Source organism: Citrobacter sp. S55_ASV_140, assembly GCF_018919505.1.
GTDB lineage: Bacteria > Pseudomonadota > Gammaproteobacteria > Enterobacterales > Enterobacteriaceae > Citrobacter > Citrobacter werkmanii.
This window is the reverse complement of the sequence record NZ_JAHLQZ010000024.1, coordinates 1-17,778: the sequence shown is the minus strand read 5'-3', so window position 1 is coordinate 17,778 and position 17,778 is coordinate 1. Positions and strand designations below refer to the sequence as shown.

The window sequence follows — 17,778 nt, the reverse complement described above, 5'->3', positions numbered from 1 at the left end:
AGCCAGAACATGTCGCAGAATAATCCGTTAAGCGCCATCCTCGACAAACAGGATTTCCTGTTACTGGATGGTGCGATGGCGACGGAGCTGGAAGCGCGCGGTTGTGATTTAGCAGACAGCCTGTGGTCAGCCAAAGTGCTGGTCGAAAATCCGCAGCTTATCCGCGAAGTGCATCTTGATTATTTCCGGGCGGGGGCGCAATGCGCGATCACCGCCAGCTATCAGGCCACGCCGGCAGGTTTTGCCGCGCGCGGCCTGAATGAAGCGCAGTCGAAAGCGCTGATTGGCAAAAGCGTGGAGCTGGCGCGTAAAGCGCGTGAAGCCTGGCTGGCTGAGAACCCGCAGGCGGGTACGCTGCTGGTGGCAGGCTCCGTTGGGCCTTATGGCGCGTATCTGGCGGATGGATCAGAGTATCGTGGCGATTACCAACGTAGCGCTGAGGAATTTCAGGCGTTTCACCGTCCGCGCGTGGAAGCGTTGCTGGATGCCGGGGCCGATCTGCTGGCCTGTGAAACCCTGCCGAATTTTACCGAGATTGGCGCGCTGGCTGAGCTGTTGACCGCGTATCCGCGTGCCAGGGCGTGGTTCTCGTTTACTCTGCGCGACAGCGAGCACCTGAGCGACGGTACGCCGCTGCGTGACGTGGTGTCGTTGCTGGCGGGTTATCCGCAGGTGGTGGCGTTAGGCATCAACTGTATTGCGCTGGAAAAGACCACCGCCGCATTGCAGCATCTGCACGGCTTAACGGCGCTGCCGCTGGTGGTGTATCCAAACTCAGGCGAGCATTATGATGCGGCAAGCAAAACCTGGCATCATCACAGTGAGCATTGTGCGCAGTTGGCGGATTATTTGCCGCAGTGGCAGGCCGCTGGCGCACGGTTGATCGGCGGGTGTTGTCGCACCACGCCGAAGGATATTGCCGCGCTAAAAGCGTGAAGCTGAGAATTTATCAGGCCTACATCGTTCACTGTAGGCCTGATAAGCGCAGCGCATCAGGCATTGCCGGATGGCGGCACAAGCGCCTTATCCGACCTACAAAGCAACAAAACCTTATGCCGCATCTGCCAGCACAAACATGCCGTACGGGTGGATTTCAAGGTAGTACTGCTCGCCGACGTCCGGCTGCAGGCGCGTGGCGTTGACCTGTAACAAGATCTCCTGTCCATGCCACTCTACCGTGACTTCATATTGAGGGCCCATATAGGCGACATGGCGGATCGCGCAGCGCTGGCTCTCCTCGCCGCGATCGCTGAGCGTGATCGCTTCCGGGCGCACGCCGACCATCCCTTCTCCGTGATCGTTAAAGTGCGGCGGTCGCGGCAAACGATAGCCGTAGATATCAACGTATCCTGCGCTAAAGGTGGCCGGAAACAGGTTGGCATCGCCCATGAAACTCGCCATAAAACGTGAGGCAGGCTGACGATAGAGCTCCTGCGGCGAACCGATCTGCATGATGTGTCCTTTATTCATCACCAGTACGGTATCGGAAACCGCAAAGGCTTCGCTCTGATCGTGGGTAACGTACAGCGAGGTGATATCAAACTGCTTTTGAAGCTCGCGGATCTTGTCGCGCATGCTGCGACGCAGGTTGGCGTCCAGGTTGCTCAGCGGCTCATCAAACAGCAGCACCTTCGGTTTGAGGATCAACGCGCGGGCCAATGCCACGCGCTGCTGCTGACCGCCGGAGATCTGATCGACATAGCGCTCTTCGAACCCCTCCAGATCGACCATCGCCAGCGCTTCTTTCACCCGCGTCTTCACTTCGCTGCGCGACACGCCAAGCATCTTCAGGCCATAGCCGACGTTCTCTCCCAGCGACATGTGCGGAAACAGAGCATACGACTGAAACACCATGCAGATATCGCGTTGCTGAATGGAACGATGGGTGACGTCTTCGCCATCAATAAAAATCTGGCCTTCACTCGGTTTTTCCAGCCCGGCGACAAGGCGCAAAATGGTGGTTTTGCCACAGCCGGAGGGGCCGAGCAGCGTCACCATTTGCCCCTGCGGAATGGTGAGGTTGATGTTGTCGATAACCGTGTTGCTGCCAAATCGTTTAGTGACGTTGCGCAGTTCAACGAAATTTTTCTGAGTCATAGTGCGCTCCATTACGCCTGGTTTTTAGCTTTTGAACGGGAGGTACGTGATTCGCCGATCAGCCAGTCAAAGATGAAAATAATCGCCAGCATCACCACGATCAGAATCGAACCGTAGGCAATCGCCACCCCGTACTCGCCGTCTTCCACGCGGTTGAGGATGTAGGCCGTCGCCACGCGGGTATCCGGCGTCACAAGGAACACAATGGCGCTGACGGTGGTAATGGCGCGCACAAAGCTGTAGATCAGCGCCGAGAGGATCGCCGGGCGCAGCAGCGGCAGCAGGATATGCGTAATGGTCCGCAGGGAACCGGCACGCAGGCTAAGCGAGGCTTCATCCAGCGATTTATCGATTTGGCCTAAGCCCGCGATGCCCGCCCGAATTCCGACCGGCACGTTACGCATCACCATTGAGATAATCACGATGGCGGCGGTGCCGGTGAGGTACACCGGGGCGCTGTTAAAGGCCAGAATGTACGACACGCCCGCTACGGTGCCAGGAACGGCAAAGCACAGCATGGTGGTGAACTCGATGGTTTTTTTACCTTTAAACTGCTGGCGCACCACAATCCACGCGATCAGCAGACCAAAGATCGCGGTGATCGGCGCGGCAATCCCGGCGTAGAGCAGAGTGTCGAGCAGTGAAGGCCACGCGCCGTCGCTCATCCCCTGACCGAACAGTTTGGTAAAGTTCGCCAGCGTCAGGGTGTAGTCCACGCCCCAGTTAACGGTGAAACTGCCGTAGAAAATGCTGCCGTAGAGCAGGGCGTTAAAGGCAATCCACACCGCCAGCAGCGCAACCACGCTCCACACCAGCGTCACTGGCAGCGGCTGGACGTCGCCCCGGTAGGATTTACCGGAGACCGTCACGTAGGAGCGCTTGCCGATCCACATGTACTGCACACAGAATACCAGCAGCGAGAACAGCAGCAGGAACGCGCCCAGCGTACTGGCGGCCTGATAATCGAGCTGCGAGCCGGTGATGTAGAAGTAAATTTGCGTTGCCAGCACGTCGAAGTTACCGCCGAGCACCAGCGGGTTACTGAAGTCGGCCAGCGACTGTACCACCACAATTAAAAAGGCGTTCGCCAGCGCCGGTTTCAGTAGCGGGACAAACACGCCGTTAAAGGTCTGCCAGCGGCTGGCACGCAGGGTGTATGACGCTTCTTCCAGCGACGGATGAATGGTCTTGATCGCCCCGTCGAGGATCATAAACGCCATCGGCGTAAAGGCCAGCACCTGCGCCAGCCAGATGCCGGTAAAACCGTACAGCCAGTTGGTGTTGGTTAAGCCGAACCAGTCGACCATAAATTCGGTGATGTAACCAGAGCGACCCATCATCAGCGTAACGCCTAAACCGACGACAAACGGCGGGGTGACGATCGGCAGAATCGAGAAGATACGTCCGATGATGGCGCTACGTCTGGCGATACGGGTCGTGTAGATAGCCAGCACCAGGCCAAAGAAGGTACAGCCGACGCCGACGGCAATCGACAGCATAATCGAGTTGAGGATCACCTGAATGATATGCGCCTGCGACAGCACATTCATAAACGCCAGTGGCGCAAATTCCCCGGCGTCGTTGGTGAACATCGGAATGAAAATAGCGATGCTCGGCCAGACGATAAAAATACCGATCAGCGCGACAATGGCGGTCAGCGAGCCGATGACGAAACGGTCGCCGCCCAGCCATTCAAGACGGGTAAGCGCCAGGGTCATAATTGCGCCCAGCGACACAAACAGCACGATGGTGGCATAGCCTAAGCCGCGACCTTCAAGCGTGGCGCTGGCGACGATAAAGGCCATGCAGAAGAATGCCCAGCCTGCGTCAAGATAATGGCGGCCGCGCTGTTCGCGTCTGGCTTCATGGAACGGGCGTACCAGCAGCAGGCTCGGTAGCAGATACCATAACCAACTGATATTGAATTGTGACCAGCCGTAGGCGGCGAGTATTTCTTCGCTCGTCGACTCCAGTAGACCGTAGTCCAGGCTCCAGCTTGGCAGCAGGGCAAACGCCAGCCAGCCGAGCAAAACCCAAAGAAATATCGCATCCCGTTTTTTCACGGGATGGAGTGCAAGTGTGTGTGACATAGCGGTTCCGGTATTTCAGGCCGGGCGGGCGCTTACGCCGCACCCGGCAAATGAACGCAACGTGGGCTTATTTACCCATCTTCACTTCGCTAACCCACTTATTGATCAGGGCTTTACGTACGTCGGTCGAGCCGTACTTATCCATGTCGTAGTTGATAAGCTTCAGGTCGTCGAGCTTCAGCGAGTTCGGCGAGGTCTCGGCGGTGGTGTTGGTCAGGATCTGATAGGATTTACCTTTCTTCCATGCCAACTCCTGGGCGTCTTTCGACAGCACCCAATCAACGAATAGTTTGGCGTTGTCGAGGTTACGCGCGCCTTTCAGGATGCTGACGCCGCCAATTTCATAGCCGGTGCCTTCGCACGGGGAGATCAGCTCCAGCGGGGCGCCCTGTTCTTTTTCCAGCGAGTAGTCGTGCAGGAAGCCAATGCCGATCGCCGTTTCGCCACGGGCGGCATTACGCGCCGGAGCAATGCCGGATTTGGTGTACTGGGAGACGTTGGCGTTGAGCTGTTTCAGGTAATCAAAAGCCTGATCCTCACCCCAAAGCTGGGCGAAGGTCGCCAGCGCGGTGTAGGCGGTGCCTGAACTCTGCGGGTCAGCAATCTGGATTTCCCCTTTGTATTCTGGTTTGGTCAGATCCTTCCAGCATTTCGGTACCGGCAGGTTTTTCTCTTTCAGGCGTTGAGTATTAACGCCAAAGCCCAGAATACCGACATACACCGCCGAGGAGAGGTTACCCTTTACTTTTGCGGGATCGCGGAACTTCTCCATGATCTGCGCGAGGTTAGGTGATTTGTACGGCTGCAGCAGGCCCATTTCGCCGGCCTGGGATTGTGGATCCAGCGTACCGCCGTACCACACATCCGCCTGCGGGTTTTTCTTCTCGGCATCGACCTTCGCCAGCGTGCTGCCGGAGCCGTTACGAATAAATGAGGTTTTCACATCATATTTGTCGCCGAAGGCTTTGGTTTCGGTTTCGCACATCTCGTTGGTGGCGCTGCAATACACCACCAGACGTCCTTGAGCTTGTGCCGCACTGCTGAAGGCCGCCAGCGTCAGAGCGGAGGCAATCAGGGTAGAGGTAAGCGTCAGTTTCATTGTTTTATCCTTTGACTGAGAGAAGGGGTAATGCCCGCAATGAGCAATGGCATCAGCAATAAACCCATAAAAACAGCGGCAACCGAGAGCAAACTGAACATTCCCGACCAGCCGTAGTGTTCTATGACCAGCGACAGCGGCCAACCCGCCAGCGCGGCCCCCAGATAGGCGAACAGCCCGAGAAAACCGGTGATTGAACCTGCCGCCGCTTTGTGTCCGCATTCGACAGCAGCCAGACCAATCAACATCTGCGGGCCAAACACAAAAAAGCCCACGGTAAAGAAACAGACTGCCAGCAGCGCATAGTGGTGCACCGGGGCCAGCCACAGGGCGGCGACGGAGACCATCAGCCCCAGCGTGAACAGCAATATCATCGGCGCGCGCTGACCGCTGAACAGCAGGTCCGATCCCCATCCGGCAAATAGCGCGCCGAGCAAGCCGCCGACTTCAAACAACATCACCGTGGCATTGGCGCTGAGTAGATTCACGCCGTGGCTTTCCGTCAGCCAGATGTTGCCCCAGTCGTTGAGTGCAATGCGGATCAAATAGACCAGTACATACGACACGCCAAGCAGCCAGATCATCGGATTTTTCAGCATGGTGGTGCGTAACATTTGCCACAGCCCCATCGGCGGGCTCTGCTGCTCCTGACGTAGCTCCAGCGGATCGTGCCGCCACTCTCCAACTGTCGGTAATCCCTCTTCCTGGGGCGTGCCTTTCAGTTGCAGGGTGAGCCAGATACCTAACGCCATGCTGATTATCCCTGGTGCCAGCATCGCTGCCTGCCAGCCCCACCAGAGGGCGGCAAAGGCGCTAATCAGCGGGATGATGGCCCCGCCGATGTTGATCGACATATTCCAGCAACCCCACCAGAAGCCGCGTTCGTTGCGCGAGTACCAGTGGGTCAGCAGGCGGGCGCAGGGCGGCCAGCCCCAGCCCTGGAAAAATCCGTTCAACGTCCAGACCGCCAGCAGCAGCGTCAGCGATTCACCAAAGGCGAACACCACGTTCAAAACACCAGTGGCGAACAGGCCGATTCCCATGAATGCGCGCTGCCCATGGCTGTCGTGCCACAATCCGGCGGCGAATTTCGACAGGCCGTAGGTCAGATAAAACAGCGATCCCAGCAGACCGATATCGCCTTTATCCAGCCCCAGATCCGTTTGCAGCGCCGGGAGTACATAGTTGACGCTTTTGCGCGTCAGATAAAACGCGGCGTAGCCAATCACCATGCACATCAGCAATTGTGGACGTAGCGTCCGGTATTGTTGGTCTGTTTCGCGTGCGTGCATGGCGGTCTCCGTTTGTGCTGACTATAGGAAAGTGAAAGCAAAAGGGGATGAGAGAAAGTCCGCAGTGACTAAGACTTTTTCCTGGTTAGCGGCTGGTTTGTTGCAAATTTGTGGGCAGGTTAACAATTACCCGCGTGCCGTGGTTCGATTCCAGCGTGAGTTCTCCACCGAGGGCGCTTACCCGCTCACGCATCCCCTGGATACCGAAACCGGGGATTTTTTCCGGGAGGATACCCACGCCGTTGTCATCGACTTCCAGTGACAGGCGGTGTTCCCGCTGGCGTAGCGTAATCGATACCTCGCTGGCATCGGCATGCTTACAGATGTTATTGAGCAGTTCCTGCATCAGGCGATACAGCGTGAAGCGCACCGTTTCATTTTCTGGCGTATTTTCCAGATGGTAATTAAATCGGCAGCGGATGCCCCGCTCGGCAAAGGCAAATTCATTCACCAGATGATACAGCGCATCTTTGAAAGACAGTTCATCAAGCGCGGGCGGGCGCAACTGGCGCAGAAGCTGGCGGGTGGAGTGGTGAATGCGCCGGGCAAGATCGTTGATCTGATTCGCCGCCTCAAGCGTTTGCTCGCGACCCGGCGCGCGTTTGACCAGTTGCGTCTGAATCTGGATGGCGGTGATGTTCTGGCCTATTTCGTCATGCAGTTCACGCGCTAAACTTTTTCGCGTGTCTTCCTCGGTACGAATCAGCTGTTCGGTCAGCGCACGGCGTGCCGTTAGTTCGGCTTCCAGACGCTGGCGATAATGGTGCAAGTTTTGCGCCAGATGCTGCTGGCGGCTGATGGCGATGCCAAGACCAATACCCAGCAACGCCTGCGTCGCGAGAAAAATCTCCAGTTCAAGAAGATTACTGAACCCCACGCCTATCTGCCGGGCGATGGTGATCATCATGCTGCCGAGCAATCCGGACAACACGCCGCCCTGCCAGCCAAATTTCCATGCCATCACCACGTTTGGTAAAAACACCACGATCAGCAGCAGGCGCTCGATATCCGGCGACAGTACCATCTGCGTGCCAATGCCAATAATAAAAAACAGGCTGCACCAGATGATAAGCGAGGTGCGCAGTGGGGGATTGGTGGTATCCAACCCGAGCAAATGATAACGATGCTGCTGGCGCAGAAATTCATAGATCAGATAGACAAACGGCGTCAGCAGTACGCCGCCGGTAAACGACGCCAGGCCAATTAACGTTGCCGGGCTTGCGATAAACGGTGACAGCAGGGCGGTATTAAGCAATGAGGTAATTGTTACCGCGGCCAGCAGCAGTGTTAAGCGCTGCCAGTACAGGGGGAAGCGGTGCCAGTATGACTGACCGATGCTTGCCGGAAGAAGGCTAATGAATGGGGCTACCAGCAAAATATAGCCATTCAATAATTGCTCGCTGTGCAGCCAGAACAGCATCAGTACCGGCGGCAGCACCAGCGCGGGCCAGTAGCGGCGAGAAAGCAGAATCAACAGTGCAAGATAGACCCCGTGTGGCAGGAATAATGCCGCCTGCTGACCGTTGTGGGTCAGGTAAAACCCCAGCGTCCACAGCATCAACCAGCCCGATCCCCAGGCCAGCAGAATAAACAGGGAGATTACCCAATGACGAAGGTTACGCGACATTAATGCCCCGTCAGTAGCTGGTGGTCGAGGGCAAAATGCACCAGCTCAATAGTGCTGTGGCATTGCAGTTTGCCCAGCACGTTCGCGCGGTGGACGTGAACCGTTTTGTGGCTGAGGTCGAGCTTAAAGGCAATTTCTTTCACGCTGTCGCCTTTGACCAATAGATCAAACACTTCGCGCTCGCGCGGGGTCAGTACCTCCAGGACCTGCGCGGGCTGCTCGCCGCCGCGTAATGCCCGCAGCGCATCGGCGCACAGATAATGCCCGCCCATACCCACCGATCGTACCGCTTGCACCAGTTCTTCGGGTCCGCAGCGTTTGGTCAGATAGCCGCTGGCGCCAGCGTCCAATGCACTTTGTACAAACGTCGGCGAGTCATAAATGCTGAGAATAATGGCGCGAAAACCGGGCTTCTGCGCCCGCAGTCGTTTTAACAGGCTCAGGCCATTTTCATCCGGCATGGCGATGTCCATCACCGCGACGTTGACGTCATCATGCAGTAATGCAGGCCAGGCCTCCGCCGCGCTACTGAACTGACCGGTGACGTTGAGATCGTCTTCGAGACTGAGTAATTGCGCAAAGCCGGAACGCACCACCACATGGTCATCCACCAGCACAACATGAATCATGATATTGCTCTCTTGCCTGACAATAGCGTCTATGATGCCTGCCAGCGCAGCGCTGGCAATCATCCCGGCGCAGTTATGTAACGAATGTAACAAAATCGCAATACACTTCATCCTTCAAGCTGCCTCTTTGTTGGCTGCACTCAGAAACCCCAGTCACATAGTTATCTATGCTCCTGGGGATTTCTTCCCTTGCCGCCTCGACGCATCTTGAATGATTTTGTGTATAAGCATTGCCGGTTTTTTTCTAAAAACGCTTTGTTCTTAGCCAGAATTTTTAATTCCTTTATCAAAGTGTGCCGCAACGAAATACTGCCTCCTATAACAAGACAGGGGAGCAGACAATCATGGCTAATTCATCGCGTAACGCACTTCTTGCCGCACTGGCATTCATCGCATTTCAGGCGCAGGCGGTGAACGTCACCGTCGCGTATCAAACTTCCGCCGAACCCGCCAAAGTGGCGCAGGCGGATAACACTTTTGCTAAAGAGAGCGGAGCCACCGTTGACTGGCGCAAGTTTGACAGCGGCGCGAGTATTGTCCGCGCGTTGGCATCCGGCGACGTACAGATCGGTAACCTCGGCTCCAGCCCGCTGGCGGTAGCGACCAGTCAGCAGGTGCCGATTGAGGTTTTCCTGCTGGCATCAAAGCTCGGCAATTCTGAAGCGCTGGTGGTGAAGAAAAACATCAGTAAACCGGAAGATTTGATTGGTAAGCGCATTGCCGTGCCGTTTATCTCCACCACCCACTACAGCCTGCTGGCAGCGCTGAAACATTGGGGGATTAAACCCGGCCAGGTAGAGATTGTGAACCTTCAGCCACCGGCGATTATTGCCGCCTGGCAGCGCGGAGATATTGACGGCGCGTACGTCTGGGCGCCTGCAGTCAATGCGTTGGAAAAAGACGGCAAGGTACTGACTGACTCGGAAAAAGTCGGTGAATGGGGGGCGCCAACGTTGGACGTGTGGGTGGTACGCAAAGATTTTGCCGAGAAATACCCTGAGGTAGTGAAAGCATTTGCGAAAAGCGCCATCGATGCGCAGCAGCCCTATATCGCCAACCCGGATGCCTGGCTCAAACAACCGGAGAATATCAGCAAGTTGGCGCGCTTAAGCGGTGTGCCAGAGGCGGATGTGCCGGGGCTGGTGAAAGGTAACACCTATCTGACTCCGCAGCAGCAAACCGCCGAGCTTACCGGACCGGTAAATAAAGCGATTATCGACACCGCGCAGTTCCTTAAAGAGCAGGGCAAAGTGCCCGCCGTAGCGACGGATTATAGCCAGTACGTGACCGATCGTTTCGTGCAATAAAGGGGACGCTGATGCTGCAAATCTCTCATCTTAATGCCAGTTACGGCGGCAAACCGGTGCTTGAGGATATCAACCTGACGCTCGATAGCGGTGAACTGCTGGTGGTGCTGGGACCTTCCGGTTGTGGGAAAACCACATTGTTAAATCTGATTGCCGGATTTGTACCGTATCAACACGGCAGCATTATGCTGGCGGGCAGTAAGGTCGAAGGACCTGGCGCAGAACGTGGAGTGGTGTTTCAGAATGAAGGTCTGTTGCCCTGGCGCAACGTGCAGGACAACGTCACCTTCGGTCTGCAACTGACGGGCATGGAGAAGCCGCAGCGTCAGCGTATTGCTCAGGAAATGTTGCAGAAAGTGGGGCTGGAGGGCGCGGAAAAACGCTTTATCTGGCAGCTTTCCGGTGGGCAACGTCAGCGTGTCGGCATTGCCCGGGCGCTGGCGGCCAACCCGCAGCTGTTGCTACTCGATGAGCCGTTTGGCGCGCTCGACGCCTTTACCCGCGAGCAGATGCAAACCCTGCTGCTGAAACTTTGGCATGAAACGGGGAAACAGGTGCTGTTGATTACCCATGATATCGAAGAAGCGGTGTTTATGGCCACGGAACTGGTATTGCTGTCGCCAGGCCCTGGCCGGGTGCTGGAACGACTGCCGCTTAATTTCGCCCGGCGTTTTGTGGCCGGAGAGGCGAGTCGCAGCATTAAGTCCGATCCGCAGTTTATCGCCATGCGCGAGTATGTGTTAAGTCGTGTCTTTGAACAACGGGAGGCCTTCTCATGAGCGTGGTGATTAATGACAAACCCCGCCGCCCACGGGCGCTGAACTGGCGTTGGCCGTTCTCGCGCCAGATGACTTTAAGCCTCGGTACGCTGGCCGTCATTTTGGCGCTGTGGTGGACGGTGGCGGCGCTGCAGTTAATCAGCCCGTTGTTTCTGCCGCCGCCGGGCCAGGTTTTGCAAAAGCTCATCAGTATTGCCGGGCCGCAGGGGTTTATGGATGCCACGCTGTGGCAGCATCTGGCGGCCAGTTTGACGCGTATTGTTATCGCGCTGCTGGCGGCGGTGCTGTTGGGGATTCCGGTCGGTATCGCCATGGGGCTGAGTCCGACGATCCGCGGCATTCTCGATCCAATCATTGAATTGTATCGTCCGGTTCCGCCATTGGCCTATTTGCCGCTGATGGTTATCTGGTTTGGTATTGGTGAAACCTCCAAGATCCTGCTGATTTACCTGGCGATTTTCGCCCCTGTGGCGATGTCGGCGCTGGCGGGCGTAAAAAGTGCGCAGCAGGTGAGAATCCGGGCCGCGCAGTCGCTGGGGGCCAGCCGTGCGCAGGTGCTGTGGTTTGTGATTTTACCAGGTGCCTTGCCGGAGATTTTGACCGGACTGCGCATTGGACTGGGCGTGGGGTGGTCGACCCTGGTGGCGGCGGAGCTGATTGCCGCGACGCGAGGTTTAGGATTCATGGTGCAATCAGCCGGTGAGTTTCTGGCAACGGATGTTGTGCTGGCGGGGATCGCGGTAATTGCCGTTATCGCGTTTATTTTAGAGCTGGGTCTGCGCGCGCTTCAGCGCCGTCTGACGCCCTGGCATGGAGAAGTACAATGAGTGAACGTCTGAGCATTACCCCGCTGGGGCCATACATTGGCGCACAAATTACCGGCGCGGATTTAACGCGCCTATTAAGCGATAACCAGTTTGAACAGCTTTATCATGCTGTATTGCGCCATCAGGTGGTGTTCCTGCGCGAGCAGGTGATTACGCCACAGCAGCAGCGCGCGCTGGCGCTACGTTTTGGCGACCTGCATATTCACCCGGTCTACCCACATGCCGAAGGGGTGGACGAAATAATCGTGCTGGATACCCACAACGATAATCCGCCCGATAACGACAACTGGCACACTGATGTGACGTTTATCGACACGCCGCCCGCCGGAGCGATTCTGGCGGCGAAAGAGCTGCCATCGACAGGCGGAGACACCCTGTGGACCAGCGGGATTGCCGCTTATGATGCTCTTTCACAGCCGTTTCGCCAGTTGCTGAGCGGCCTGCGGGCAGAGCATGATTTTCGTAAATCATTTCAGGAATATAAATATCGCCAGACGCCAGAGGAGCATCAGCGCTGGCTGGAGGCGGTCGCCAAACATCCACCGTTATTGCATCCGGTGGTGCGTACCCATCCTGTGAGTGGCAAGCAAGCGCTGTTTGTGAATGAAGGGTTTACTACGCGAATTGTCGATGTGACGGAAAAAGAGAGCGAGGCGCTGCTGGGCTTTTTGTTCGCGCATATCACCAAACCGGAGTTCCAGGTGCGCTGGCGCTGGCAGCCTAACGATGTGGCGATTTGGGATAATCGCGTGACGCAGCACTATGCCAACGCGGATTATCTGCCGCAGCGGCGCATTATGCACCGGGCGACAATTCTTGGAGACAAGCCGTTTTATCGGGCGGGGTGAATAACCGCTGGCGCTTCGCTGACCGGACCTGGCGATAACAGGCCGGATAAGGCGAAGCCGCCATCCGGCACAAGGTCAATTAACGCAGAATTTTTTTCTCAGCCAGATCCAGCGCAAAGTAGCTGAAGATCAGATCCGCGCCCGCGCGTTTGATCGAACCTAAGCTTTCCAGCACCACTTTCTCTTCATCGATAGCACCCGCCATCGCCGCGAACTTGATCATCGCGTATTCACCGCTGACCTGATAAGCGCCAATTGGCAATTCGGTGCGTTCGCGGATATCGCGCAGAATATCGAGGTACGCGCCGGCCGGTTTCACCATCAGGCAGTCTGCACCCTGGGTTTCATCCAGCAGTGATTCGCGAATCGCCTCGCGGCGGTTCATCGGGTTCATCTGATAGGTTTTACGATCGCCCTTCAGCGCTGTACCTGCCGCTTCACGGAACGGGCCATAGAAAGAAGAGGCAAACTTAGTGGAGTAGGACATGATCGCGGTATCGGTGAAGCCCGCAGCATCCAGCGCCTGGCGAATCGCCTGCACCTGACCATCCATTGCGGCGGAAGGGGCGATGAAATCTGCACCCGCAGCGGCAGCAACGACTGCCTGTTTGCCGAGGTTGGCAAGGGTTAAATCATTATCGACGCCGTGATCGCACAACACGCCGCAGTGACCATGCGAGGTGTACTCACAGAAGCAGGTGTCGGACATGACGATCATTTCCGGTACGGTCTGCTTACAGATACGCGACATGCGCGCCACCAGACCATCTTCTTTCCAGGCATCACTGCCGGTGTCGTCGGTGTGGTGGGAAATGCCGAAGGTCATGACCGAACGGATACCTGCGGTGGCAATGCGTTCAATTTCGCGCGCCAGGTGTTTCTCTGGAATGCGCATCACGCCCGGCATGGCGTCGATGGCTTTGTAATCGTCGAGTTCTTCTTCAACAAAGATCGGCAACACCAGGTCATTTAAGCTGAGTGTTGTCTCTTCAAACATAGCGCGTAGCGCAGGAGATTTGCGCAGGCGGCGAGGGCGATGGATTAGGTCTGTCATGGTATGCCTGATGTTTGTGGAATCGAAGGTCGCAGTATACCTGAACCTGAGGGCGGGTGGTTTACGAAAGTTGGCGTTATGCGAGTGAGGTTCCACTCTTAATAACCTCTTTTACATATATACTATTTATATTTTTGCGATGTTAATTATTTTAGATATCGATTGGTTTTAATCCTGGTTCCGCTTTGTTTAATGTTTAATTAAGTTGCGAGAGGTTGGGTAGTATTTATTGCTTGTGTTTTTTATTTCTTTTTAAATGATAGGGTAAGTGTATGTGTTGGAGGTTTTTATTATTTTAATGCTCTGAATTTAAAAGTGTTTTAATTCTTCTTATAGAATTTTCTTAATTGTCTTATTTATGGTCTGCTTTCGGACTAAAGGCAAAGAATAATTGAACCTTTCATCCATGACGCCGCATAATCCTTCCTGCGAAACATAAAATGTTTTCTTTGCATTGATAATTGATGGATCAACAATATTACGTCCCTGAGGAGGGATGACAAATGCACACCTGGAAAAAGAAACTCGTAGTCTCACAATTAGCATTAGCCTGCACTTTGGCAATCACTTCTCAGGCAAATGCTACCACTTACGATACCTTTGGTTTTCACGACGATACGACCACATATAACACGTCAGATGCTGACTACATGACCTACAGTGGTTATGTTTATAACAACGCAGCAACCGATAGCAGCTATTTCGACACCTCATTCTCTGGCGATACGGTGAATGGCGTTGTTTCGACGTATTATCTGAACCGCGATTATGCAGACGATACGGCAAATACCGTGAATGTAACCAATTCCACGATTCACGGTATGATTACCTCTAAGCAGGTATCTGGCTTTAATGATGCGATTGCGCATGACTGGGTTGACGGTGATATCTTCACATTAAATATCAATAACTCGACGATTGATGATGACTATGAAGCATTTTATTACACCGATACCTATCTGGATGGCACAACATCGAAGTCAGTCTACGAAACATATTCTGTAGCTGGACTGGGAACGGCGGTAACGCTGGATGTCGAAAGCGCTATCAATATTAGTAATAATTCACATGTTGCAGGTATTAGCCTGGAGCAGGGTGATACCACCAATGCGGCGTATACCACTGGCGCAACTCAGTGGGATAACACCATTACGGTAAATGACTCAACCGTCACGTCGGGTTCTTATACTGCTGATGAATCAACGGGGCACTTTGGTAACTCTGCAGAGCCGAGTGATTACAGTAATTCTTCAACTCAGGATGATGTTGCACTATCGTTCACAGATAACAGCGCTTCTGCTAATCGTATGGTAAACACCGTCACGCTGAATAATTCTCAGTTGTTAGGCGATGTTATGTTTACGAGTACCTGGAACAGCAATTTTGATTCCGCTGGCCATCTGGTTGATGGTTCTACTTCAGATTATACCCACGGCGGCTGGGATGATGACGATCAAAACGTCGATCACCTGACTCTGACGCTGAATAATACCAGTTGGACGGGGGCAGCCAATATTGACTATGACACCGTGACCCCTTCACAGTTCTATGATATTGCAGCTAACAGCTTAGATCCAAATGCGACAAGTTCTGATAACTGGAACCGTGTTAACAGTGCAAACTCCTTCCAGAGCGGTATATTTGATATCGCACTGAATAATGGATCTGTATGGAATACCACGAAAACGTCTCTGATTGATACCCTGGCTATCAACAGCGGTTCTCAGGTTAATGTTGCCGACGGTTCCAGCGTAACGTCTGATTCCATTACCCTGAACGGTGCTTCTACGATGAATATCGGCGAAGACGGCGCGGTTGATACCGATCACCTGACGATTGACACTAACAGTACCGTGACGTTGTCTGATGACGTTAGCTCTGCATGGTCAGGGGCTGCTTTGTATGCCAACACCATTACCGCAACCAACGGCGGTATGCTGAATGTCGAAACCAGCAATAATGGCGCTTCCAGTCTGTTTACCGCCGGTACGCTGGAACTGACCAGCGGAAATGTGGCTGATAACAACGGCAACGTGTACGCCGGTGTATTCAATATTAACAGCAACAACTACGTACTGAATTCAGATCTCGTCAACGATCGTACCTGGGACACCACTCAGGCTAATTATGGTTACGGTATCATCGCGATGAATTCTGATGGTCACCTGACCGTCAACGGGAATGGTGATATCAATAGCGGCGACGAAGCTGATGCCAGCAGCACCAGCGATAACGTTGTTGCTGCAACCGGTAACTACAAAGTTCGCATTGATAACGCAACGGGTGCAGGTTCTGTTGCTGATTATAAAGGCAAAGAGCTGATTTACGTTGATGACGTAAACACCAACGCCACCTTCTCTGCAGCCAATAAAGCTGACCTGGGCGCTTACACCTATCAGGCACAGCAGCAGGGGAACACCGTTGTTCTGCAGCAGATGGAGCTGACGGACTACGCTAACATGGCGCTGAGCATCCCCTCTGCCAACACCAATATCTGGAACCTGGAACAAGATACCGTGGGTACTCGTCTGACCAACGCACGTCATGGTCTGGTCGATAACGGTGGCGCATGGGTCAGTTACTTCGGTGGTAGCTTCGACGCGGATAACGGCATCATTAACTACGATCAGGATGTTAACGGCATCATGGTCGGTGTTGATTCCAAAATTGATGGTAACAACGCGAAGTGGATTGTCGGTGCCGCGGCAGGCTTTGCCAAAGGAGATATGAGCGACCGTACCGGTCAAGTGGATCAGGACAGCCAGACTGCCTATATCTACTCTTCTGCTCGTTTTGCCAACAACCTCTTTGTTGACGGTAACTTAAGCTACTCTCACTTCAACAATGATTTGTCTGCCAGCATGAGCAACGGTCAGTACGTTGATGGTAGCACTTCTTCTGATGCCTGGGGCTTTGGCTTGAAACTGGGTTATGACCTGACGCTGGGTGACGCTGGCTACGTAACGCCTTATGGTAGTGTATCCGGCCTGTTCCAGTCTGGTGATGACTATAAGCTGAGCAATGACATGAAAGTTGACGGTCAGTCTTATGACAGCATGCGCTATGAATTGGGGGTTGATACAGGTTATACCTTCGCGTACAGCGATGACCAGGCGCTGACCCCGTTCTTCAAACTGGCCTATGTTTACGATGACTCGAACAACGATTCTGACATAAACGGCGACTCCATCGACAATGGGGTAGAAGGTTCTGCGGTACGTGTCGGACTGGGTACGCAGTTCAGCTTTACCAAAAACTTTAGCGCGTATACCGATGCTAATTATCTCGGTGGTGGCGATGTCGATCAAGACTGGTCTGCCAATGTTGGTGTTAAATATACCTGGTAAGAAATCTATCATAGAGACAAAATAATTTAATCTGGAAAATGCCCGTCACGGATTTGACGGGCATTTATTGCAAGGAACGAGCAATGTTATCTACGAATAAACCTCTTCCTGAATTTAGTAAGCTTGATAAATGTTTATCGAAATATGGCAAGCACTTTGAATGTGATAACGATAAAGAAACTATATATTCCAGTGAGGTAAATAACGATGATACCGTTATTATTTTAAGCGGTGTAGTTTCCCTGAGACGCGGGGAGAATGTACTCGTCGGCATTGCGCAGGCACCATTTATTATGGGGCTTTCAGATGGTGTGATGAAAACCGATGTACAATACAGATTAATGACCGAAAGTTATTGTACGGGATATCATCTTCCTGCCTTACAAACGATTAATATAATTGAACAATGCCAGCTTTGGCGCGAAGCATTCTGCTGGTTGGCCTGGCAGAACCGCATGCTTGAAATGCGTGATCTGCAGCTGATTGGTAATAACTCCTACGATCAGATCCGCGCGACGTTGATATCCATGACGAAATGGGACGAAGGTCTGCGTTCGCGTATTGGCGTTATGAACTATATTCACCAACGCACACGAATTTCACGCTCAGTTGTCGCTGAGGTCCTCGCGGCATTGCGTAAGGGTGGTTACATTGAAATGAATAAAGGCAAACTGGTGAGCGTTAAACGTTTGCCTTTTGAGTATTGAATCAGGATGCGGGAATAACCTGCGGTTTGTTTCCGCTCAACTCTGTGACCAGATCGTTAATACCGTCACTCATAT

At 53.9% G+C, this 17,778-nt stretch carries 15 protein-coding genes; 7 read left to right on the top strand and 8 right to left on the bottom strand.

The window, feature by feature from the left end; genetic code table 11:
- The first annotated feature begins 9 nt into the window (after window positions 1-9).
- Entirely contained in the window at window positions 10-936 is a 927-nt protein-coding gene (gene mmuM / locus KQJ18_RS06385; protein ID WP_087857020.1) for a homocysteine S-methyltransferase, read from the top strand.
- 114 nt (window positions 937-1,050) lie between these two features.
- Here mmuM and fbpC read toward each other — a convergent pair whose 3' ends face one another.
- From fbpC to KQJ18_RS06355, 6 genes are all read right to left on the bottom strand, one after another.
- Window positions 1,051-2,097 (bottom strand): ferric ABC transporter ATP-binding protein, encoded by a 1,047-nt coding sequence (gene fbpC / locus KQJ18_RS06380; RefSeq protein WP_069323923.1) that lies wholly within the window; start codon window positions 2,095-2,097, stop codon window positions 1,051-1,053.
- 11 nt (window positions 2,098-2,108) lie between these two features.
- A complete protein-coding gene (locus KQJ18_RS06375; protein ID WP_216421687.1) occupies window positions 2,109-4,187 on the bottom strand; it encodes an iron ABC transporter permease in 2,079 nt (692 codons plus the stop codon).
- Window positions 4,188-4,254: 67 nt separating this feature from the next.
- Complete coding sequence (locus tag KQJ18_RS06370; protein WP_069323924.1) at window positions 4,255-5,286, bottom strand: ABC transporter substrate-binding protein; 1,032 nt, start codon at window positions 5,284-5,286, stop codon at window positions 4,255-4,257.
- Window positions 5,283-6,578: an MFS transporter family glucose-6-phosphate receptor UhpC gene (gene uhpC / locus KQJ18_RS06365; protein ID WP_038638059.1), complete on the bottom strand. Its 1,296-nt coding sequence runs from the start codon at window positions 6,576-6,578 to the stop codon at window positions 5,283-5,285. Before uhpC ends, KQJ18_RS06370 begins: the two co-directional genes overlap by 4 nt.
- Window positions 6,579-6,663: 85 nt before the next feature.
- Window positions 6,664-8,205 carry an MASE1 domain-containing protein gene (locus KQJ18_RS06360; RefSeq protein WP_216421686.1) on the bottom strand — a complete coding sequence of 514 codons (1,542 nt, stop codon included), beginning with the start codon at window positions 8,203-8,205 and terminating at the stop codon, window positions 6,664-6,666.
- Window positions 8,205-8,834, bottom strand: coding sequence for a response regulator transcription factor (locus KQJ18_RS06355; RefSeq protein WP_038638064.1), 630 nt, complete (start codon window positions 8,832-8,834; stop codon window positions 8,205-8,207). Before KQJ18_RS06355 ends, KQJ18_RS06360 begins: the two co-directional genes overlap by 1 nt.
- Before the next feature lie 344 nt (window positions 8,835-9,178).
- Between KQJ18_RS06355 and tauA the strand changes: the two genes are divergently transcribed.
- Genes tauA through tauD form a run of 4 tightly spaced genes read left to right on the top strand, consistent with a single transcriptional unit; the run spans window position 9,179 to window position 12,595 of the window.
- On the top strand, window positions 9,179-10,141 hold the full coding sequence (gene tauA, locus KQJ18_RS06350; RefSeq protein ID WP_216421685.1) for a taurine ABC transporter substrate-binding protein: 963 nt from the start codon (window positions 9,179-9,181) through the stop codon (window positions 10,139-10,141).
- Between the two features lie 11 nt (window positions 10,142-10,152).
- Entirely contained in the window at window positions 10,153-10,920 is a 768-nt protein-coding gene (tauB, locus tag KQJ18_RS06345; protein WP_069323927.1) for a taurine ABC transporter ATP-binding subunit, read from the top strand.
- Window positions 10,917-11,747, top strand: coding sequence for a taurine ABC transporter permease TauC (gene tauC / locus KQJ18_RS06340; protein WP_079225266.1), 831 nt, complete (start codon window positions 10,917-10,919; stop codon window positions 11,745-11,747). The genes tauB and tauC overlap by 4 nt, the downstream gene beginning before the upstream one ends.
- The gene (gene tauD, locus KQJ18_RS06335) at window positions 11,744-12,595 is read left to right on the top strand and encodes a taurine dioxygenase (RefSeq protein WP_216421683.1); all 852 of its coding nucleotides are present in this window, start codon (window positions 11,744-11,746) and stop codon (window positions 12,593-12,595) included. The genes tauC and tauD overlap by 4 nt, the downstream gene beginning before the upstream one ends.
- 79 nt (window positions 12,596-12,674) lie before the next feature.
- Here the strand turns inward: tauD and hemB are convergent, their stop codons facing one another.
- Window positions 12,675-13,649 (bottom strand): porphobilinogen synthase, encoded by a 975-nt coding sequence (gene hemB / locus KQJ18_RS06330; protein WP_185655537.1) that lies wholly within the window; start codon window positions 13,647-13,649, stop codon window positions 12,675-12,677.
- Window positions 13,650-14,152: 503 nt separating this feature from the next.
- Between hemB and KQJ18_RS06325 the strand changes: the two genes are divergently transcribed.
- Both KQJ18_RS06325 and iprA read left to right on the top strand, forming a co-directional pair.
- Complete coding sequence (locus tag KQJ18_RS06325; protein WP_185655538.1) at window positions 14,153-16,996, top strand: autotransporter outer membrane beta-barrel domain-containing protein; 2,844 nt, start codon at window positions 14,153-14,155, stop codon at window positions 16,994-16,996.
- Window positions 16,997-17,079: 83 nt separating this feature from the next.
- On the top strand, window positions 17,080-17,703 hold the full coding sequence (gene iprA, locus KQJ18_RS06320) for a hydrogen peroxide resistance inhibitor IprA (protein WP_085047658.1): 624 nt from the start codon (window positions 17,080-17,082) through the stop codon (window positions 17,701-17,703).
- A 1-nt stretch (window position 17,704) separates the two neighbouring features.
- Here the strand turns inward: iprA and KQJ18_RS24625 are convergent.
- The coding region (locus KQJ18_RS24625; protein ID WP_253297461.1) for a hypothetical protein at window positions 17,705-17,778 on the bottom strand (74 nt) is incomplete at its 5' end.